This is a genomic window from Halobacillus hunanensis, assembly GCF_900166655.1.
In the GTDB taxonomy this organism is placed as follows: domain Bacteria; phylum Bacillota; class Bacilli; order Bacillales; family Halobacillaceae; genus Halobacillus_A; species Halobacillus_A hunanensis.
In genome coordinates this window covers 418,141-439,684 of the sequence record NZ_FVZB01000006.1, presented here as the reverse complement: position 1 = coordinate 439,684, position 21,544 = coordinate 418,141, and the positions used below count along the sequence as shown (strand labels likewise).

22 protein-coding genes are annotated in these 21,544 nt (G+C 36.8%); 21 read left to right on the top strand and 1 reads right to left on the bottom strand.

Annotated features, from left to right (window positions below):
• Positions 1-192 precede the first annotated feature (192 nt).
• The 5 genes from B5354_RS07840 to B5354_RS07820 are packed head-to-tail and all read left to right on the top strand — an operon-like array spanning position 193 to position 3,623.
• On the top strand, positions 193-576 hold the full coding sequence (locus B5354_RS07840; RefSeq protein ID WP_079527554.1) for a YwqH-like family protein: 384 nt from the start codon (positions 193-195) through the stop codon (positions 574-576).
• 13 nt (positions 577-589) lie between these two features.
• Positions 590-874 carry a DUF5344 family protein gene (locus tag B5354_RS07835; protein ID WP_079527552.1) on the top strand — a complete coding sequence of 95 codons (285 nt, stop codon included), beginning with the start codon at positions 590-592 and terminating at the stop codon, positions 872-874.
• The gene (locus tag B5354_RS07830; RefSeq protein WP_079527550.1) at positions 871-2,412 is read left to right on the top strand and encodes an LXG domain-containing protein; all 1,542 of its coding nucleotides are present in this window, start codon (positions 871-873) and stop codon (positions 2,410-2,412) included. The genes B5354_RS07835 and B5354_RS07830 overlap by 4 nt, the downstream gene beginning before the upstream one ends.
• Before the next feature lie 25 nt (positions 2,413-2,437).
• Positions 2,438-3,178, top strand: coding sequence for a hypothetical protein (locus tag B5354_RS07825; protein WP_079527548.1), 741 nt, complete (start codon positions 2,438-2,440; stop codon positions 3,176-3,178).
• Between the two features lie 22 nt (positions 3,179-3,200).
• Positions 3,201-3,623 carry a hypothetical protein gene (locus B5354_RS07820; protein WP_079527546.1) on the top strand — a complete coding sequence of 141 codons (423 nt, stop codon included), beginning with the start codon at positions 3,201-3,203 and terminating at the stop codon, positions 3,621-3,623.
• A gap of 127 nt (positions 3,624-3,750) precedes the next feature.
• On the opposite strand, the gene B5354_RS07815 is transcribed toward B5354_RS07820, so the two are convergent.
• Entirely contained in the window at positions 3,751-4,572 is an 822-nt protein-coding gene (locus B5354_RS07815; RefSeq protein ID WP_079527545.1) for a hypothetical protein, read from the bottom strand.
• Between the two features lie 244 nt (positions 4,573-4,816).
• On the opposite strand from B5354_RS07815, the gene B5354_RS07810 reads away from it, so the two are divergent.
• The 16 genes from B5354_RS07810 to essA all read left to right on the top strand — a co-directional run bounded on the left by B5354_RS07810 (position 4,817) and on the right by essA (position 21,493).
• Positions 4,817-4,999 (top strand): hypothetical protein, encoded by a 183-nt coding sequence (locus tag B5354_RS07810; RefSeq protein WP_079527543.1) that lies wholly within the window; start codon positions 4,817-4,819, stop codon positions 4,997-4,999.
• A gap of 566 nt (positions 5,000-5,565) precedes the next feature.
• A complete protein-coding gene (locus B5354_RS07800; RefSeq protein WP_079527539.1) occupies positions 5,566-6,258 on the top strand; it encodes a hypothetical protein in 693 nt (230 codons plus the stop codon).
• Between the two features lie 596 nt (positions 6,259-6,854).
• A complete protein-coding gene (locus B5354_RS07785; protein ID WP_079527533.1) occupies positions 6,855-7,118 on the top strand; it encodes a hypothetical protein in 264 nt (87 codons plus the stop codon).
• A 165-nt stretch (positions 7,119-7,283) separates the two neighbouring features.
• Complete coding sequence (locus B5354_RS07780; RefSeq protein WP_139377089.1) at positions 7,284-7,619, top strand: hypothetical protein; 336 nt, start codon at positions 7,284-7,286, stop codon at positions 7,617-7,619.
• Between the two features lie 720 nt (positions 7,620-8,339).
• Positions 8,340-8,633, top strand: a complete 294-nt coding sequence (locus tag B5354_RS07770) for a WXG100 family type VII secretion target (protein ID WP_079527526.1) — start codon at positions 8,340-8,342, stop codon at positions 8,631-8,633.
• A gap of 121 nt (positions 8,634-8,754) precedes the next feature.
• Positions 8,755-9,117: a YwqH-like family protein gene (locus tag B5354_RS07765; RefSeq protein ID WP_079527524.1), complete on the top strand. Its 363-nt coding sequence runs from the start codon at positions 8,755-8,757 to the stop codon at positions 9,115-9,117.
• Positions 9,118-9,144: 27 nt separating this feature from the next.
• On the top strand, positions 9,145-9,420 hold the full coding sequence (locus tag B5354_RS07760) for a YwqI/YxiC family protein (protein WP_139377088.1): 276 nt from the start codon (positions 9,145-9,147) through the stop codon (positions 9,418-9,420).
• Positions 9,421-9,430: 10 nt separating this feature from the next.
• The gene (locus tag B5354_RS07755; RefSeq protein WP_079527522.1) at positions 9,431-10,897 is read left to right on the top strand and encodes an LXG domain-containing protein; all 1,467 of its coding nucleotides are present in this window, start codon (positions 9,431-9,433) and stop codon (positions 10,895-10,897) included.
• A 31-nt stretch (positions 10,898-10,928) separates the two neighbouring features.
• The gene (locus B5354_RS07750; RefSeq protein WP_079527520.1) at positions 10,929-11,222 is read left to right on the top strand and encodes a DUF4176 domain-containing protein; all 294 of its coding nucleotides are present in this window, start codon (positions 10,929-10,931) and stop codon (positions 11,220-11,222) included.
• 14 nt (positions 11,223-11,236) lie between these two features.
• Complete coding sequence (locus B5354_RS07745; protein WP_079527518.1) at positions 11,237-11,557, top strand: hypothetical protein; 321 nt, start codon at positions 11,237-11,239, stop codon at positions 11,555-11,557.
• 56 nt (positions 11,558-11,613) lie between these two features.
• Positions 11,614-12,111, top strand: coding sequence for a hypothetical protein (locus B5354_RS07740; RefSeq protein ID WP_079527516.1), 498 nt, complete (start codon positions 11,614-11,616; stop codon positions 12,109-12,111).
• Between the two features lie 15 nt (positions 12,112-12,126).
• On the top strand, positions 12,127-12,366 hold the full coding sequence (gene yukD / locus B5354_RS07735) for an ESX secretion system protein YukD (protein ID WP_079527514.1): 240 nt from the start codon (positions 12,127-12,129) through the stop codon (positions 12,364-12,366).
• 22 nt (positions 12,367-12,388) lie between these two features.
• Entirely contained in the window at positions 12,389-13,621 is a 1,233-nt protein-coding gene (gene essB / locus B5354_RS07730; protein WP_079527512.1) for a type VII secretion protein EssB, read from the top strand.
• Positions 13,622-13,642: 21 nt separating this feature from the next.
• Positions 13,643-18,118 (top strand): type VII secretion protein EssC, encoded by a 4,476-nt coding sequence (gene essC, locus B5354_RS07725; RefSeq protein ID WP_079527510.1) that lies wholly within the window; start codon positions 13,643-13,645, stop codon positions 18,116-18,118.
• On the top strand, positions 18,115-21,030 hold the full coding sequence (esaA, locus tag B5354_RS07720) for a type VII secretion protein EsaA (RefSeq protein ID WP_079527508.1): 2,916 nt from the start codon (positions 18,115-18,117) through the stop codon (positions 21,028-21,030). The genes essC and esaA overlap by 4 nt, the downstream gene beginning before the upstream one ends.
• Positions 21,011-21,493 carry a type VII secretion protein EssA gene (gene essA / locus B5354_RS07715; protein ID WP_079527506.1) on the top strand — a complete coding sequence of 161 codons (483 nt, stop codon included), beginning with the start codon at positions 21,011-21,013 and terminating at the stop codon, positions 21,491-21,493. The genes esaA and essA overlap by 20 nt, the downstream gene beginning before the upstream one ends.
• Positions 21,494-21,544: the final 51 nt, after the last annotated feature.

The following is a 21,544-nucleotide window of genomic DNA, read 5'->3' as shown; positions in this document are numbered from 1 at the left end:
GAAAAAAGTTGATACTTAAGAAAGCATTTAAAGGATAATGGTGTCAATTTGCTTACGATCGGAATATGAAGGATGAGATAAAAGTATATTCTCAATATGTAGAAAATAGTGTGCATCGAAGTCATGGCCATCAATACCATAGTAAAATTCTTTAAAGTCATGAGGCGTTAAGAAGAAGAGGTGAACGATTGAATGGATAATGAAATAATGATAACTAACTTGTATAATGATATTTCCATGCTTCGTAATCAATGGAATAATAATCAAGAAAAAATACAACGTTTGCGTTTGGCAAAAATAGAAATAGCAAATGAACAGGGGACACTTTCAGCCCAAAAAAGGTTTTTATCTGAACCTGATTTATCACCATCCCATTGGGCGGGGAAACATGCGAGTGAATTTTTAAATATACGTGAGAATATAGAACAATCCTACATAAACATGACTACACAACAGGTCGAGGCGATCCTAGAAGAGATTGAAGGGGAAATCGCACGGTTAGAGTCTGCCAACCATGGGATTTCAAGTAGCATAAACTCCAAAAACGACCGTATTAATCAATTAAAAACTACATAGCGGAGGGGATAATATGGCAGAGATAAAGGTTGATCAAAGCATAGCCGAACCGGCCTTCAACGATTTGAAATCAAAAATCAATAATGTGGATACAACAAAACCAAGCTTGGAACTCAACCAATCTACATTAGATTTTATTCAAAAAATAGAAGAAATCGAAAATACATACTATCAAACGATTCAACATTATAAAGACACGCTGGTAAAAGCAGAAAATGATTCATGGTCGAGTATTGAATCATTCATTCAAGTAGAAGAATCCATAGGCAGCAACATTAGTAAGGGGTCAGGACGATGAAAGTTTTAAAAGTGTCGGAAACTCTAACAGGTATTGAACAATCGATTAAGAAGAAGGAAAAAGAACAAGAACAACTCCTTTCTCTTCGCGAGGCGATGCATAAGGTGATAGACTTAGAAGATGCATTAAAAGGAGAAGGCGGGACCGCAATCAAAGAGTATTTCAAAGTTTTACATATCCCAGTCCTGCTGCTTCTCAACCAATTCTTAGATCAATATATTCAAAGTTTAAAAGACATACAAATGAATGTTAGAAATTACGAGACAGAAGATGGAATGGTACGAGAGGATTTTATTACGACAGAAATAAAAAATGGCCTCAACAAAGCTGTTCAAATGACTCAAGAATCAATCGGTACTATCAATAATCGGTTTATGGAAGTCAGTGACTTTATTGGTGGTTCATTAGTATCTACATCTCTATTTGATTCACAGATTGATAGTGCGAGAAACCACAATCAACAGACCATGGAAGACCTGAGAACTGTAGATGCACAAAGCACTTCTAAACTCCGTGAAGCTTCAAGTAGTTTACAAGGTGTTCAGCAGCTGATCAGTAAGATTCAAGGGTGGTCCAAAAGCGGTGTTTTCTTAAATAGCAAAGAAATTAATGAAGTGACAGACTATTACCTGAGAACGGGTACCATAAGGGATATGATTGAACAAGGGGTACTATTATCAACACCCTTTAATTCGACAATAGGTGGTAATCATCGTAGCATAGATATTTCAGGAGTAGATTCAGCTAAATTCGAAACTCTTGCTACTATGCAAAGAGTAACAAACAATTTATCGGTAGCTAATCCTCAAGCATGCGTACCAGAAGAATATAGAAGTAGTACTGAACAGACGTTTGGTAATGGATTAGAAACTTTAGGGCTAGTTGCCGGGAGGCCGATCAAATCTGGTAGTACTTTAATGCAAAATATTTACGGTGCTTCTCAAGCAGCTAAACATGCGAAATTAAAGGCTATGGGTGCTAGTGTTAGAGAAGAGGGATACTTTACCGCGCAAGGTAAGCCACGGTCTAAAATGATATTTACAAAACCTGAATTATTTGGAGTTAAAAAGAAATCCTACACAGATTATAATTCGAATCATGGTAAAGTAGCTGAAGTCCGTGGTTTAGTTGACGGAAAAGTTAGTTTGAAGAATAGCTTTAAGGGGACTGCTGGAAAAGTTGGTTTTCTAGGGATAGGGCTTTCCGCAATTTCTGATGTTACCTATGGTTTAGATCATAATCAATCGGGGAGTAAAATAGCTGGTAATGTGGTTAGTAGTACAACAGTCGGTGTTGCTTCAATATTATCATCAGCATACATAGGTGGGCAGGTAGGGGCTTACGTTGGAGCGTGGGCAGGTCCTGTTGGAATGGCTGCAGGCTTTGCCGCAGGTTTGTTTGTTTCTTACTTCTTGAGTGAAGTGAATTTGTTTGATGTGGATGGAGATGGAACATCAGACTCTGTAGGTGATGTTATTCAAAAAGGAACCACTGGGATTATTGTTGGAGTACAGAATTTTTTTGGTGAATTATTTTAATTAACAAAGGTGAGAATACTTTTATATGGATAAAAAAAAGTTTGAAGAATACACAGCTATAAAGACATCCCCTGGAGACATACGATTTCATGCACTTATACACGTACTTCTATTTACTGATTTGCTAGGGTTTGGGTCATTATTAGGTGATCCAAAAATTCCCTTTTTTATTTATCTTGCTATTATACCTGTAATAATTTTGAACTTATGGTTAATTCTTTATTTGGTGGCCCCCTATAAATTTGAATTATCTTTTGTTTTATTTTACGGAGTATGGGGAGTTTTAACGTCATTTTTATATTTTTTAGTAACCCAGAAGTTTCTATATACCATTGTCCAATTTGAATCGCTTCTATTTTTTTATTTAGGATTAGCTTTTTATCTTATAACTATTGTTAGTGTATTAGTGACTCATTACTTGTCTTTATATGACAAAGTTAAAATCCCTGATGGTCCTGGAGCCTGGCCAAGGTGGTTAGCCATTGTTCCGGGGGTTGGTTATTTATTTGCTCAGTTAATTTTATCAGCAATAAATAGTGACGACATAAAAGCTTTACTATTTGTCGGATGTGTTATTTTAACCATGCTTTATCCAATTCTTATGACAAGACTTACCCATCAGTATTTTTTCCTTAGAAAGCATAAAAAAGAAGTTATGAAAATATATTCAGGTTTAGGAAAGCCAAAAAAGGATAGAAAATTCGATAAGAAAAATTCAAATAAACATAAGCGAAAAACAAAGAGGAAAAAGAATGCAGTAAATTAAATATAAGACAGGGGTAGTGACTATGAGCGTTCATCCAAAATTTCAACATAGAATTATGATTTTAGATCTAAATGATGACCTTTCAGATGAAGAAATTGAAGATGTAGTAGACGAAATCGGAGAGGGAGCCGAGCCGGACGATCTTAATATCTCTGTTATGAAAAGCGAATATATTACCAAAGAGCAAGACCGAGTGTTAAAAGAAAAAATAATGCCTAATCAGTATCCATATTTTTTAATTATTAGAGGTGAGATTGAGGAAATAGATAGAATAAAAAGTGAATACAAAAAAAAACATAGGATCCGTAATTTTTTCAAGATGATACATCCAGACGAACTATTCTATTCTACCCAAGATTATATGCTGGATTTTGATCGTACTGTTTTCCATGCGGATAACACAAACGATATTATAGAATACCTGATAGAATATAGCGATGATTAGGCATCGTACGGTGTCAGAGTGAACTATAAGCTAAAGAATACATAAGGTTACCAGTGAGATATCATATATGAGTTATTTAAAAAAAGGCATTTATGTACCTTCGGTACATAAATGCCTGATAAACCTTTCATTTTAAAATAAGAAAATCTTTATCCTTAAGTGTACGTTCCAACACTGCACCATACTCCTTTGTGAGACCAAGTAAATCAACTTGTTTAGCTTGAAGATACTCCTTACCGTCTTTTTCAATCATTCTAAGTGTCCAATTGTTTGAAGGGGAAAACACCGCAAAAACGCCTTCAACTTTCCAATTATTATCGGTAAAATAATACATCACCATGCGGCTAATTCGCTCACTTCGGTTTAAGGATTTTTTTAGATCTTTCCATAAACTTAGACTCTGAGTACTATCATTGAGGTTTCTAACATCTTCATCCTCTACATTGAGATAGCTTTTGTTGTCGATGAATTCGTTTATAAATGTTCCAGGTAACGTGAGAATTCCTGATTTAGATGGATTCTTATGATCAAGGCCTACTCTTGGAAGGATCACGTTTTTTATAGAAACATTTGGTTCATCCAGTTGTTGCAATCTAAATATTTTGTTATTCAGTTTCTCACATTCTATCACAAACTCTTCCGCGACATAGAAGGTAGAGTGAGATGTCATTTTATAAAGAGAGTCAACCTGTATAACCACATTTGAATAGGCCATTACGGACAAAGAGGTGATCATATCTTCATCGATCCAGAATTCGCCGTCTTCGTCCTTCCCTAAGAGGTTTCTATCCCTTAGGCTTATTATGACTCCCTCCCATTCTTTCTTCACCTCTTCACTTGATAAAGCAAGGAAAGGGTCATCTATCCCAAAAGCAATTGGTGCTTTTATTAAACCTAGTAATACATATATTTCCTTGTGCGTTAAATATAAAGATTCTTTGTTTTCCATATAAGCATGTCTCCTTTGACTTCTAAACTATTATATTTAATGATTCAACTGTCAATCTTTATATGTTTCAACTGATTACTATAGTAGCATAACTGGAAATGGGAAAATGAGTTCGATAAAATGTTGTTTTAGCTATGCTTTATCCAATTCTTATGGCGAGACTTACCCACTTATTAGGAACCCTTGGTAGAACATGTACTTTAGGTATCTCAAGAAATAGTAGAAGGGGAAAAGATTGTAAAACATGAACAAAAAAATGTTTGAAAAATATCTAAAACTAGAAGATCATGGAGAAATTCGGTCGAAGGGTATTTTACATGTTTTAATTTTAACTGATTTGATGGGACTTTATGCTTTATTAGGTCCTTCTGAGTTGCCTTTTGCTTTACCGATCGCAACCGTTCTGGGAATGATTTTAAACGTGTAGGCTTTGTTATATTTGATTGCTCCTTACAGATTTGAAAGTTCTTTTCATTTATTCTTTGGGATCTGGGGATTGTTCACCTCATTCATAATGTTTTTAGTTATTCAGAAGTTTCTTTATAACCTTTTTCCGTTTCAATCACTCCAATTTTTTTTCATTTCGTTGAGGCTTTATATTCTGAGTATTATTGCTGTACAAGTGCTTCATCTATTATTTCTATATGGAAAGCTGAGTCCACTAAAAGGTCCAAGGCGAAATTGGGCTCCCCTTGTGGCAATAACACCTGCCTTAAGTTACGTAATAGGGCAATTTATTTTTTCTATTATATTAAGTGATGATTTAAAAGCATTAATCTTTGTAGCATGTGAATCTATGATTATTCTTTATCCTGTTTTTTGTATTAAATTTATTCACCAATATTATTTTTCAAGAAAAAACAAACATGCTTTGAATGAGAAATACCCCAAATTGAATGCACCTAAGAAACAGAGGAAATTAAGCTAACAGATAAAAATGGAAAGCATCTTTTAAAATCATAATCACTAGATTAATTGGGAGTAGAAATAACTATGAATCAAAACAAGTTTACGGAATACTTAACAATTAGATATTTAGCAGCGGAAATTAGATCCATGACTATTATTCATGTTCTGCTCTTTACTGATTTTATGGGGTTATATATGCTATTCGGACATTCTGAATTAGGCTTTATATTCAACCTAGGGTTAGTTCCGGTTATAATTTTAAATGTGTGGTCTGTTTTATACATAATTGCTCCATATCGATATGAATTATCCTTTGTATTATTTTATGGAGTATGGGGCTTATTAACATCATTTGTACATTTTCTAGTTATACAAAAGTTTCTATACAATATTGTTCAATTTGAATCTCTTGGATTTTTCTATGTTGGGTTAATATTTTATCTTTTAAGTGTTTCTAGTGTTTTAGTCATGCAACATCTAACATTACTCGACAACTTTAAAATACAAGAGGGTCCGGGTACATGGCCAAAATGGGTAGCTGTTATACCAGGTTTCAGTTATTTGTTTGCACAATTTGTCTTTACAGCAATTCAAAGTGGGGACATTAAGTCACTTATTTTTGTTGGCGCGCTAACTTTGGTAACTATTTATCCAATATTAGCTGTAAAATTAATTCACCAGTACTTTTTCCTAATAAAATATAAAGAAGAGCTAATGGTTAAATACCCAGTCCTTGGAAGACCAAAAAAATCTAGGAACTTAGAAAATAGTTGGTAATAGGGTGAGAAAACAGAGGTGCTTCGATGGATTACGTTATATTTGCAATTATTTTTTTCCTGGTGACAAACTTATTGTATGGTGCCTTCTTCCTTATAGCTTATAGAGGAATCAGTAATCTATATGAATGGATCTCTGAAGAACAAATTGGTATAATTTTCAATATTGGAATGGTAGTCTTTTTTCCATTATTGGGGTTAAGTTACCATACAGCGACTTTTCTGTATGAAAAGTTCAACTGGTTTTTTGCAAGATTATTGGTACTGTTTTATCTTATTATTCATATTGCCCTAATACTAGTTATGATTAATGTTTTTGGATCTTTATAAAAAAGAAACAGTAACATGGTTAAGTCCGTGGGGGGAGTACATGCACTATATTACATACAACCGAAAAACAGTTGCCATAAAAGCATCTGTAGCATTTATATTCATAGCTGTGATATCGCTTGTCCTTTTCAGTGATTTTATAGTCAATGAAAGTTCATTGTCAAAGGTTTTCATTTACTTATCGGTTTCGATTATTCTACTATTTTTCCTAACGGCATTTCTATCCTGTACCTATTTTCTTTTTAAGCCTCAAAAATTATCTTATTAATGTTCGATGAATCCGGTTTTTACTATAAAGATGAGAAAATACCTTTTGAAACAGTATCTTCGTTTGCCTATGGTTTAAATAGAAAAAAGTTTTGGACGGTGATTTTTGAAGGGTTTATCATTGAAACCTCTACAAAGGAGATTGTGATACCAACTTATCAATTGCTGTTTAATAAGGAATTGGCTAAATGGGTGTTTGAGCCTTTGGAACAATATGCACCTGAGTTATTTGAAGAAGGAGAGGGATGGGAGGAAGAAGAATAATTTTATTGAAAGGAGGAGCAAGTAAATAAAGGTAAAATATCGGATTAAGTAGCGTGCTCATCTCTAAAAGCTCAATTGATACGAATGTTGACCATAGTCAAAATAAAGAAGTACATAAAAGATTGATATCTCTGGGTGAAAACGTTTCTCATACGGAGTTAAAGGATGTTTGCAACCATGAATCTTATGTTTGAGCCATTTAAGAATTCATTCCAAGAAATTAAAACTAATTGGCAATTGTGCAAGAACGAAGCTTTGAAAAGAGGGGATAAAGCGAAGGTGTTAAGTTTAGTTTACTTCAATGTATTATTCCTCTTTATATATAGCATTCTTATTTTGTTTACAATTTATATTATTTTGGTTGGTGCAATTATTCAACCTCTTGGTTTTTTAGCTTTAATTTCAACCATTCCAGGTATTGCCTTTGCAATCTTTATCTCTAAGAGAGCGTACCCAAAGTTAAAGATGAATTATTTGAAAGGTATTAAACAAATAAAATGACATTTTTGCGATATTCTTGTCCATACGGATGTCCTGTATTTTGGGCAGGCCCTAAGTTTAGACATTCAGATATTCATGCAACACTCGTGACATTTGATTCGGCACTAGAGGTGGTTAAGTGGATTTAGGAGTTCTTATTGTTGCTTTACAGGGTCTTTTAGTTTTAAACCTATTATATGGATTATTATTTTTAATTGCCTATAAAGGGATTAGTAACTTTTATCCTTGCCTTACTAGGGAATTTGATGGAGTGTTTCTTTTTATCTCTTCGATCATTTCATTTTATTTTTGTGGTCTCAGCTACTATGCAGCAACGTTCTTTTACAATAAAACAAATTGGTTTTTTGCACGAATTTTAGTTTTATTATATTCTGGTGTACTCATTGTATTAATCTCCGTATTCGGCGATTTATTGATGGAGGTAATCTAAAGATGTTATTACATATGAAGACTTATATGTTTAGGAATTCGTTAAATTAATTATTTTAGTAAAGAATAGAATGGCTTCACTACTCTTTTCAAGTTATCAAGACTACATAGTAGATGTTTTTTGTGGTAAACAAAATAAAATCTCAATTGTAATTAAATGGTAATAAAATAGCTGTAATTATGTGTCATTGTATAAAACTACTAGGTAATTATTACTGATTGTATATATTCAATTGACTGGTAAAATTATCAAGGGTAACATAAAATCAAACTGGAAAAGGAGTGACTTTTATGTCGAATAATATTCGTTTAACACCAGATGAACTTAGAGAGTTTGCTAGACAGTATAATACCGAGAGTTCTAATGTACAAGAATTGATCTCACGTTTGGATGGCATGAGCGGCCAGTTGCAAGAAATCTGGGAAGGTGCTTCCAGTGAAGCGTTTGCTTCTCAGTATCAGGAGCTGCGTCCTTCATTTGAAAGAATGAGCACATTGCTAGCTGAGGTTTCTCAACAGCTGAACAGCACAGCTACTACATTAGAAGATACAGATCAGCAAATCGCTGGACAAATTCGCGGCTAATGACTTTACAGGAGAAAGCACCCTTTTTGCGGTGCTTTTTCCTTGTACTTTCTTTTTGTATTAATTCAGTATGTAAAGAAAGTATAAGGAACTGTATTAGACTTTAGGAGGCGTTACTTAAATGCTAATTGATCTATTAAGCTATTACAATCGTTTGCAGGCTCAAAAACAAGAAGAATTGCAAAGACTAAGAGAAGCTGAGAGAACATTAGATGGTTATAGGGAAGAGTTCGCCAGTCAACAAAAGAATTGCCTTCGTCCGGAATTAGCTCCTGGAACATGGGCTGGCCAACTTACCGACGAGTTTGAAAATATAAGAATAAACGGCATATTAACCCAGTATAGGTCTATAGATTATAAACAGTTTTCAAATGTATTGAATATCATTAACAACAAAATAAATACTCTACAACTAGACCTATCTTTTTATGAGCAAAGGATTAATTCCGTAAGGTATGAAATAGCGAATCCTGATCGACAGTAATAATAAAAGTGAAGGGTAGTGAATTCGTTGAGTAATGAAATAAAACTAAGAGTTAGCGATGTGGAACAAGCCTTGTCCAATCTTCAAACTGCAACTCAATCTCTTACGCCACCATCTATAAAGGATGTCTCAGGGCAGAACAGGCTAGATGTTGTTGATCAACTTAATGAGTTAAATTCTAGCCTTGCACAATTAATCAATAGTTATAAAACTCTTCTATTAAATAATGAGAGTGCTACTAAACAATCTATTGAAACACTGTTAGCTACCGATGAAACCGTTGCTGGTTCTATGATGAAATGAGGTCTGAAAATTGAAAACGTTGCATGTAAGCTCTTTTCATAATGGCATAAATGATTTGTTGGGAATTTTAGCAGATTTGAAAGCTTCTTTTTCTAAAATTGAGAGTGCTGTACAACAGTTAGTGCATTTGGAGTCATTTGGTGGTAGAGGTGGTTCATCTATTCGTTCTTTTTATGAAGAGTGTCATCAGCCATTCCTACAGTTTATGAATAATTTTCTATCTAAATATGAAATAGTGTTAAATCAAATGAACTCTTCATTAAATAGCTTAGAACCTCATGAACAAGGTTATATTGATCAGTCATTTATAGAAGGATCACTGCAACAGGGATTAAGCCAGCTTATAATTATGAGCTCAGGTATAATACAAGATGCGAACCGTACGATAGATGGTATTCAAGACATAGTAGCAGTTCCCGCAGTTGATGAAAACGTGATGGTTGAGCAAGTTAGGAAAGCAGAACAGTCAATCAATGTAACGGTTCAAAAGTTATATGAGTTTGACCAGCAGCAATCTGCTGCTCTCCGACCTATACAAACAGATATAGAATGGATGATTAACTTTGTAGAAATCATAAATTCTAAGTTTCAATTTGGTCAGTTATCAATCCCAAATTATGACTCTAACCAGTTGTCTGCCTTGCATCATTTTCACCCAGTTTTTTCAAAGGTTAATAGTGAAATACCAATAATGACAACATCTTTGCTTTTTTTAAAAAATTATGGATATACCGGCTTTAACAACTGGATTAGTCCGAACTCAAATTATAAATTTGATAGTTTCAATTACTTAAATACAGTAGTTTCTAAACATGTAGCTATAAGTAAAGAATCGGAAACCGACCTGTCTTCAAAGGATGACTTTCTTTTAGGGCAAAGCGAAGACGTCGGAGAAGGTTTTTTGGTCGGAACTGGATTCGGAAAAAGCAGCCATGATTGGGAGGGGTTAAATGGTCTTCAAACCGATGATCAAATTGGAGGATCCAGTACCTTTACCGGTCTTTATGCTGGAAGTGAGTGGAATACTAACATTATGGATGGGACCCTAAGACAGGATATTCTTAAATTAGATGGCCAAGCCAGCATAGGTGGGAAGTCAGTATTACCACTAGTTAAAGCCCAAGCTTCAGGCATTACTTGGCATGGGAGAACACAGCTAGTCAGTAATCTGGATTACGTCGGCAATCTTGTAGGGGGGTCAGGAATCGAAGTTAGAGGAACCATCGGAAATGCTAAAGCATATGCAGGAGTAGATAATTCCTCAATTGGGGTAGCTGCTAAAGTAGCAGTAGTAGAGGGAGAAGTGTCCCCAATAATTGGTATCCCTTTTACTGATATTAATACCAAATTCACTTTAGGAGCCTCTGCAGGAAGTATTGGGGGAGAAGCTAAAATCGGTAAAGAAACAGTTTTGGATTTGCGTTTTGTATTTGGTGTCAGGCTTGGCATAAGCTTCGAGAAAGAACCAGAGAATTAAGTAGAGTTTAAAATAGGGAGATTGTTATCTTATGGCTGAGAATTTTAATTCGCTAAACATTCCAAAAGGTGAAGAGTTATTGCCTATTGGAACCGTAGTAACCTTAGAATTTGTAGAACAGGCAGTTATGATTTATGGAAGAAAGCAAGAGCAAGCAAATAACGATAAAATATGGGATTATGTAGCGTGTCCATATCCACAAGGTCATATTTCAAATGATACGAATGTTTTTTTCGATCATAGTCAAATTAGTGAAGTAGTCCATCAAGGGCTTATAACGGATGGTGAAATCGCTTTTCGTAGAGAGTTAAAGAAACTTATTTAAAGGATGTTCACGACATGAATTTTATAATTGAACCTTTTAAGAATTCATTCCAAGAAGTTAAGAATAATTGGCAGTTGAGCAAGAACGAAACTTTAAAGGGGAATAAAGCGAAGATATTAAGTTTAGTTTACTTCAACATATTATTTCTCTTTATATATAGTTTTCTTTTTTTGTTTACAATTTATTTTATTCTGGTTGGCGTTATTGTTCATCCTAATGGTTTCTTAGCTTTAATTTCAACCGTCCCTGGTATTGCGGTTGCTATTCTTATCTACAAGAAAATATACCCAAGATTTAAGAAAAATTACTTGAAAGGTGTTCACCAAATAAAGTAATAAATTTTATAGATTAATAAAATTCAGAATTGAGAATATCTGAAAGGGTAATGAAAATGTGGAACCGAATTGTTTATGGATTATGCCTTATATTTTTTATCGCGGGTTGCTCTGAATCCGCGACACCTGTTCAAAATGATTTTCTCAACTATGTTAATGAAGAGCTTGAACCAATTGGAGAGTTAGAAGAGCAAACACTAACGAGCTTACATAGTGTTACAGGAAGTAATTACACGAATGACGAAACTTTAAAACAAGCATTGGAAGAAGAGATACTTCCTACATATAGGAAAGCAGTAGATAAACTTCAAACTATTCAACCTGAAACAAAGGAATTACAAGATTTACATCAACAGTATTTAGAGGGAGCGGAAAAACAACTTAATGGATTTGAGGACGCTGTCGAAGCACTTAAAAAAAAAGATCAAGCTCTTATGAATAGCTCGAATCGACAAATAGCCGACGCCCAAGCGACGATTAATGAGTATAAAAAGGGCATGGAAAAGCTGGCAGAAGAACATAACATTGATTATACCGTAGAAGGCCTTGAATAGAAGGGAGAGAGGCTTGTGTACATCCAAGTATCTATCAATTTACAAAACTATCATAAGAAAGAACTGGACTTACGATTATCCAGCCGTTCCACGGTAAAGAGATTAATCGATATCGTTTGGCAAGTTTCCCAATTAGACACACCTCCTCGCGACGGAGATTGGGTACGTGTGGTGAATAAGCAGATGGTTTGTGCTGGAAATGCCACTTTGGAAGAGAGTGGCATCACTTCTGGAGATAAATTAGAAATTTTGTAAGATTCAAAAGGAGCAGCGTGCAATGTCAGATGTAAAACAATCCTATTTTCATGAAAAAACGGAAGCCGTTCTGGAAAAGCAGGATGATTCTTACCTTATTACATTTCAAAAAGCTCGGCTTAGACTGCAGGATCAGCTTGAAATTGAATTAATTCGTGATGCTGATCATGAATTAACTAAGGAAGTTCAAATGGATGAAGATGAGTTAAACATAACAGTACATATTCCTTCTTCGTTTATCGATTTTAAGCACATACATAAAAAGCAGGAATATGCTAAATGGCTATTTGCTGATCAATTGGTCAAAAAAGTAGAGGATCACCAGTTGAATAGATTAAACTTACTGATTTGCCCAGAGAATATTGTCATTGATTCAAGCATGACACCCTATTTTCTACATTACGGTGTGACGGAGAGCCTTCCTCCTTATGAGAAGGAGGAAGAGCGGGTATTTGAAGAACTCAAAGCGGCAGTGGCAGCGGCTGTTGATGGGTCGCAAAGTTTTGAAAGGTATTTGAAATACAGGGATACATTGAAGTTGTCCGATGCGGTAAAAGAAATGTTGTATGCTGAGGATACCCATACTTTACGTGAATTGATTGGACGTCATATTCGCAGTCTTGAAAACAAAGAAAAAGAGCTGGTTAAGGAACCAAAGAAAAAGTGGAAGATTCGTAAGTATATGTTAATTGGAAGCATCGTTCTGCTCGTTCCTATTCTCGTATTTACGATTTATTCGATCTTTTTTATTCAGCCTAAACAAGAAGCGTACATAGAGACCAGTGAATTCTTTTTAAATAGTAATTATAGCGAAGTGGTGGAGACATTGGATGGTTATGATGCTGAAGATATGCCGTATGTTACGCAGTTTCAACTGGCTACTTCCTATATCGTAAATGAGTCGCTTACCGCTGAGCAGAAGAAGAACATTCAGAACACGATCACACTTCAATCAGATAATCGATATTTCCTATATTGGATTCATGTTGGACGCGGTATGAACGAAAAAGCGGTTGATTTGGCCAGATCGCTTGAGGATCGTGATCTCATTATGTTTGCGCTGTTGAACTTGCGAGAGGACGTCAAAGATAATGACAGCCTTTCAGGAGAAGAAAAACAACAGAAACTGGACAGTATCCAGACTGAGCTGGATGAGTATGTAAAGGAACAAGAACAACAGCAACAGGAGGAACAAAACCAACAATCTGACCAGAATTCTTCTAAAAGTGAAGAGCAGCAGAATAATGAGGAATAACTCGTTCAGGGAGAGAATGTAATGAGTCAACTATATATTTTTTATCAAAATCAATATCAATGTCATCCCCTCCATGACGACCAAGAAATTCAGATGAGCATAGGGAAAAGTGACCAGTGTGATATCTCTTTACGGGACTTGGAGTTAAATGAAGGTTCGATTACTGTACAAAAAGGCATGCAGGATGGTCATTTAAACGTTATCCAGGGCGAGAATCTGCATGGAAAGCTGGCAGTTGGGGAACAATTGACGATTTCAGCAGACTCTGATCCATTAACGATTGTTTTTACATCAAGCAGTACATCTGCTGATACTTATTATGTTGGCCAGCATAATGAGGTGACGGTAGGGTCTCTTGCTACCTCCATGATCAAAAAGGATCCTGTTCAAGATGAAGAAAGCCCTGTTGAATTCAGCTTTCTTCGGAGAAAACGTGGTTGGATATTAGAGGCAGCGTCAACTGAACATGTATATGTGAACGGCCATCAGGTAAAAGGGAAAACGAACATTACAGTAGGGGATGTTATATTCTTTCCTTACTTAACACTTACGTTTACGGATGACGATATGCTGCAGGTTGTTAGTGAAGAGAGGCATCAAAGCAGCTTGCCTTCTTCACAATTGCCTATATCGGAAATGAAAAAACAATATCCACAATACCGTAGAACCCCTCGGATGATTTTCGATCTTCCTGATGATAGAGTAACGTTTTCATTTCCAGGACAAGAAGGAGATGACAATCAACGCTCGTTATGGCTGATTATTTTACCGCCGCTCGTCATGTTGATTGTCATGGGGATTGTGGCATTGGTCATTCCTCGAGGGATTTTTATTATCATTTCAATCATGATGTTTACGACGACGTTAATCACATCGACGGTTCAATATTTTAAAGAACGTCGCAGAACAAAGGAACGAGAAGAAAAACGTCACCGTGTTTATAACAATTACTTGGAGCAAAAAAGGGAAGAACTGCAATCGCTGCGAGAAAAGCAGACAGAGGTGCTGTTCTATCACTTTCCTTCATTTGAGCGAATGAAGTATTTGACCTCTTATGTTAGTGATCGAATTTGGGAGCGGACCCTGGAAAGTGAAGACTTTTTAGAATTAAGAATTGGTAAAGCTACCGTACCTTCCAGTTATGAAGTATCGGTAGGATCAGGGGACTTTGCGAATCGTGAAATCGATGATCTTCTTGAGAAGTCTCAGCAAATGGTTCAAGCGTATAGTTATTTATCTAATGTTCCGCTATCCATCAGGCTTGCTGAAGGTCCTTTAGGAATGGTGGGTAAGAAAAGTATTGTTCGAAAAGAAATCCATCAGCTCATTGGCCAGCTGGCTTTTTTCCATAGTTATCATGATGTCCGGTTCATTACCATTTTTGACGAAGACGAGTATGAAGAATGGGAATGGGTGAAGTGGCTTCCTCATATTCAACTTCCTCAATCTTTCGCTAAAGGTATGATTTATAACGAAAAAACGAGAGATCAGCTGCTTTCGTCGATTTATGCCATGGTTAGAGATCGCGATCTGGATGAAGACAAAAGTAAGAAGATTTTTACACCACATTTAATTTTCATTGTGACAAACCAGCAGTTGATCTCAGAACATGTGATTATGGAGTACTTAGAGAGTGAAGCTGAAAACCTTGGGATTTCGATCATTTTCGCGACCGAAACAAAGGAAAGCTTATCCAATCATATTCACACCTTGGTCCGCTATGTAAATGATCGAGAAGGAGAAATATTAATTGAGGAAGGCAAGGCGGCTCACAAGCCTTTCGCTTTAGACGCGCACCATCATGAAGGAAATGATTCTTATGCAAGAATGCTGCACTCGCTCGACCATCAGACCGGAATTAATAATTCCATTCCAGAAGTCGTTTCCTTTTTAGATCTGCTGCGAGCAAAGGAAGCGAATCAATTGCCTATTCAGCAAAATTGGATAACTAACCAGTCTTCTAAATCTCTAGCCGTCCCAATTGGTTTAAAGGGTAAGGAAGATATAGTCGAATTGAATCTGCATGAGAAAGCCCATGGACCACATGGTCTACTTGCAGGTACAACGGGCTCTGGTAAAAGTGAATTGTTGCAAACGTACATCTTGTCGCTTGCCGTTCACTATCACCCGCATGAAGTAGCTTTTCTATTGATTGACTATAAAGGCGGCGGCATGGCTCAGCCTTTTGAAAATATTCCACACCTGCTAGGTACAATTACAAATATTAACGAAAGCAAAAACTTTAGTACACGTGCCTTAGCATCAATCAACAGTGAGCTTAAACGGCGACAGACTTTGTTTGATAAATATAAAGTCAATCACATAAATGACTATACGAACCTTTATAAAGAAGGCAAAGCTGCCGACCCATTGCCTCATTTGTTCTTAATCTCAGATGAATTTGCTGAATTGAAAAATGAAGAGCCCGAGTTTATCCGCGAGCTCGTGAGTACAGCAAGAATCGGGCGTAGTTTAGGAGTTCATTTAATTCTAGCTACCCAAAAACCTGGAGGAATTATCGATGATCAAATTTGGAGTAACTCCAGGTTTAGAATCGCCTTGCAGGTTCAGGACGCTAATGATAGTAAGGAAATCTTAAAAAATACTGATGCAGCTGACTTAAAAGTTACGGGACGCGGCTATCTCCAAGTAGGTAACAATGAAATCTATGAGCTATTTCAATCAGCATGGAGTGGCGCTCCTTATCAACTAGATACATATGAAGGAGAAGATGAAGTCTCAATTGTAACCGATTTAGGTCTCATTCGTGTGTCAGATGTTGAAGCACCAACTGATCAGAAACCAGCACACAAGCTTACTGAGATCGAAGCAACGGTCGAACAAATTTCAAACACCCAAGAAGTAATGGGCATTAGAAAATTAGCAAGTCCTTGGCTGCCTCCGCTCCCTGCAAGATTATTCAGGGAAAAAGAGACCAAACTTGCTGAGGGGCAATTTGCCATCGCCTATAAAGATGAGCCGGAGAAACAAAGTCAGAATCCTTATATCTATGAATTTATGGATGATGGAAACATCGGGATTTTTGGGTCTCCAGGCTTCGGAAAATCTACGACAGCGATGACTTTGTTACTTGATTTTGCAAAAACGTACAGTCCGGAACAACTTCATTACTACATTTTTGACTTTGGAAATGGTGCACTGTTACCACTGCGGCAACTGCCGCACACCGCTGATTATTTCCGCTATGACAGTCATAGAAAAATTGAAAAGTTCATGAACTTAATGAAGTCGGAAATCGAACGGCGTAAGCAACTATTTCTCGAAGCAGAAGTCAGTTCCATTCGATTGTATAACCAGCTGTCTGAAGAAAAACTGCCAACCATTTTTATTACGATTGATAATTTTGACTTGGTGAAGGAAGAATTGCAGGAATTGGAAAATCAGTTTATTCAGTTTGCCAGAGATGGGCAGACACTTGGCATCTTTATGCTGTTTACTGCTACCCGAATCAATTCGGTTCGTCAGCCGCTGATGAATAATTTGAAAACAAAAGTGATCCATTATTTGATGGATGCTTCAGAGAAGTATTCATTAGTAGGCCGTACGCCATATGAAGTGGAAGCTGTGCCTGGGAGGGCGATTATCAATAAAGAGAAATCGTATTTAACCCAAATATTCCTGCCCGCTCATGGTGAAGATGACCTTGCCGTTCTTAATCATGTGAAAGAGCAAGTTCAGGACATCAAACAAAGCTATCCTGCCAACAAGGGGCCGGAGCCTATTCCAATGCTTCCGACTCGTCTGGAATACGATACCTTTATTGAGTCCTATGTGACGGCACCTACGCGAGATCAAGTAGCGGTTGGACTGGATGAAGAATCTGTTAAACCGGTTGCGATTGACCTGACCTCACATTGTATTGTGACGGGACAGTCACGTAATGGGAAGACGAATGTTCTCCGCATCATCATCAGGCAGCTTCTAGATCAGTCAATAGATTCGATGGCCATTTTTGACGGAACAGACCGCGGTTTATCTACCTTTAATAAAGAAGAGAACGTGTCTTATCTTGAAACGAAAGAACACATCCAGGACTGGCTGGCGCAGGTGGAACAGCTTTTGTTACAAAAAGAACAAGAATTCCTCGATAAGATTGATGGTAAATTTAATAACGAGGAAAGTCGTGGACCGATTTATTTGCTGGTGGATAGCATGTCAAGATTCCATCAAACGATCGACAGCACGATTCAAAGTAAAATGGCTTCCTTGATGAAGCAGTACAGTCACTTAGGATTCAGGGTAATTGTCGCTGGTAATATCAATGAGTTTACGAAAGGATTTGATCCTTTATCCAATGAACTGAAACAGATTCGTCAGGCCGTTCTGCTTATGAAGAAATCAGAGCAAAGCTTGTTTACATTACCATTTTCACGAAAAGAAGCAGAAATCCAGCCAGGATATGGCTACTATATTTCAAATGGAAAAGAACGAAAAATCCAAATTCCTTCATGTGAGTCAGTAGGAGTGAACGTATGAAAAATAAAGCGAGCACAATAAAGTTAGTCATCGTCATGGTGTCGATCCTCATTTTACCCACTTTATACTTTAATTACATTGGTGAAAACCCACTGCAAGAAAGTGAGAAAGCAACAGGTAAAATTGCCTTCGTCAATGAGGATAATGGGACTGAGGTTGCAGGCGAGTCTGTAACTTTTGGGCAGGATCTAACAGCATTAGTCGCGGGAAAGTCTGATTATGAATGGGAAACAGTAAGTCGGAACACAGCTCAGGAAGGACTTGCTGATGGAGAATACGACGCTATTTTCCATGTGAAATCTAATTTCTCTGAGCATGTAATGTCCTACAAACAACAGCAGCCGACACACGCTTCAATCGATTACCGGATTCAACCGAATTTAGAAGTGAAGAACCAAGAAGAGGTAAAGAGTGCATTAGAATCAGCCGGTAAAATGATAAACTCGGAGATTTCCTCATTGTATTGGAGTAGTGTTTCACAGGAGATAGCAGATCTTCGTGAGAAGTTCGATACTATTGTGGAGCGAGAAATAGCTTTCCAGGAAACCATGTACAATTTTTACTCACCTAATTCTCAGGATATCGCCCAAGAAATTAACAAACAGCGAAGCATGCTTAAAGATTTATTTTCTACTGTAGAAACGGCAGAAAATACCTCTTCTAGTTCATTGGAGTCATTGCAAGCGACTGAGGATCAGGTGACGTCTTTCTTAAACAACGTGGAACGTTATCAAGAATATCAAGAACAGCAAAAACAACTATTCTTAGAAACAAACAATAAAAACATTCAACTAGTTCAGAACAAAGGAGATACTCTCAACGCAAGTTTGCAGGAAGGTGTTCAATCTGTAGGGCAGGAGATTCTTAGTGAACGGTTGACCACGAAGGAGACGGGATTGCAGGCGAATGTTTCTTCTGTTTCTTCTAATCTAGGTTCTCTTTTACAGAGGAACCAGGCCTTGCAGAGTAGTTTTGGCACTGTTCAAAGTAATGTGGACCAAATGCAGGAGTATATCGAGAAACAGGAGTCGTTGTTGAAAGAAAAAAAAGAATTAATCAAGGAACGGCAAAAATCTTTAAATGTTATTAGTGCTAATATTAAAGAACTCATTAAAAAGCCGACAACTTTAGAAGCTAATGTTATTGATTATAATGAAGAAGTTACAGGTGGAACAGGAGAAGTTCCTGGTACTTTCCCAGAAATTCCTGAGGATTCCACTCCTACCCCATCTCCTGGGAGTTTTGAGACAGAGGAGGGAGAATCTACAGATCCTTCCAATGCTCTCAAAAAAATGAAGATAAGTTTAACAAATCTTGAAAAGAACTTGGAAAGTTTGGTTCCTGAAGGAGAACAGCCAAAGGAAAATCAAGATACTTGGAGTACTGTACAAGCGAATATAGCGGCATTGCGTGATTTACAAAAAAAAGTGGATTCGTCTATTATTGATTCAAGTAAACAAGGAAACCTACAACTTAAGGAAGCATATAACAAACTTTATTACGAGTATAAGGAACTCGTGGAAAGTTTACAGGATGCTTCAAAGGATACAGTTAATCTGGATGACATCAAGTCAATGATTAACAGCAAAGAAGCAGAAATTCTTAAAGAGGATAAAACCCTTGAAAATTATTTTGTTCAAGAGATAATGAGTAGCAATATAACAGATCTTGGTGCTTATTACGGTGCTCTAACTAGATATAATGAAAGTCTTGTACAAGCGTCTGCACTAAAAGAAATTAATGGCGAAATTCAGTCATTGCTTGGTGATGAAGGTTCGAATGAAAATGATGTTAAGAATCCAAATGAAGAAGCTATAGACGAAAATTTAAACAGTGTAGAGCAAGGCTTAACAACAGTCCAAGACGGTTTAACAAGCTCAGAAGAAAATGCGGATAAAATTTTATCGCAAATGAAAGAGTACGATGCAGCTATAAAAGAACAGCAACAACAGATGAGCGCAGCCCTTTCGAATATTCAGGAAACGGGTCAGGAAATCACCGCTTCGATTCAAGAGGACATTGTCCAGGTCGAACAAGATCCTCCGCCAATTGAGCAATTGAGAGGGGAGATCGTTCTTGAGACACGGCAGTCAACAGTAGGTTCTGTTGATCAAATTGTTGAACTGGTAAATTCTTTGTCAGAAAGACAATCTACTGTCATTGAATATACAGGGAACCTGCAAGAACAGATTGGCTCGGTGCAAGAGCGTGCAGATACGTTGAACTCGAAGTGGGCCACAAACGTGAATGCTACGCAAATGGTCGAAGAAGATGTGAATGACATTTTGGATAATACGATGGTGGATGGCCAAGTTAATAGTTATGTGTACAATTACTTGTCTAGTCCTGTTAATGTAGTCGGATCTGCAACAGATGAAGCGGAGGAAACACCTGTTTCTCCAGTAGTGATGTTGATCATTGTATTGATCAGTGGGTTAATCATTGGTTTCTTCGTCAATTATTATTCCAATGTGCCTGCGCTGGTTAACTTGTCTTTGTTCCTGCTGCTTAACATAGCTGTAGGGTTAATTATCAGCATCTACGGTTTAAACATTTATTCCTTAGGAGAGACCCAATCGATCAAGTGGACAGTTTTCACAGTATTAGTACTATTCATGTGTTCCAGCTTAGTAAGGTTAGCTTTTTCGGTGGGACCATTCTTAGGTTGGTTTACCGGTATATTGTTAGTGGTCTTTTTCGTCACACCGCTGTTGAATGTGATCCTGCCTAACTTTAGTATTAATCATCCTGTTTCTGAAGTTTATATGTCCATTCAATATGGGGATCAATCAAGTTTTTACCCGGCTGTTATTGTGCTGGCTTTGATTACTGTATTGGCTGGAGCTATTCCTTATATCGTGAAATACCTCCAACGTAAAAAGGAAGAGACCGATGACATTCAAGAAGCTTAATCTTTATTTCCTAATGGCGGTCGCAGTGTTTTTTCTGCCTAGCGTTGTTAATGCTGACGAAGGGGAATTAAATATAGAGCCTCATTATTATGAAGAAAAAAGAATCATTTTAGAGATTGATCGTCATTCGGACGATCAATCTCAACGAATTGAATCATTGCCGGACGAGATCATGAATCTTACCTTTGAAAGTGGAGCCAAAGCTACTTATCAAGAAATAAAAAATATTCTTTTCTCCAGCAGTAATACGGAGGATGATTCGATAAAAGGGAAAGCTAGGAGACTGGATTTATTTGCAGTGTCTGAAGAAAATGAGAGCAGCAGTTTAACAGGAAAAGACGAGACTGATACAGCACAAGGGAATCAACTTGGTCTTTCCATTTTACTAGGTTTGATTGTTCTACTGCTTGTTCTTACCCTATTTGTTCTGTTGCTTCCGCGCATGAAAGAGCAAACGGAGTGAAAAGAAAACAGGGACTGTTCCATAAGTTTGGAACAGTCCCTGTTTTTTTAC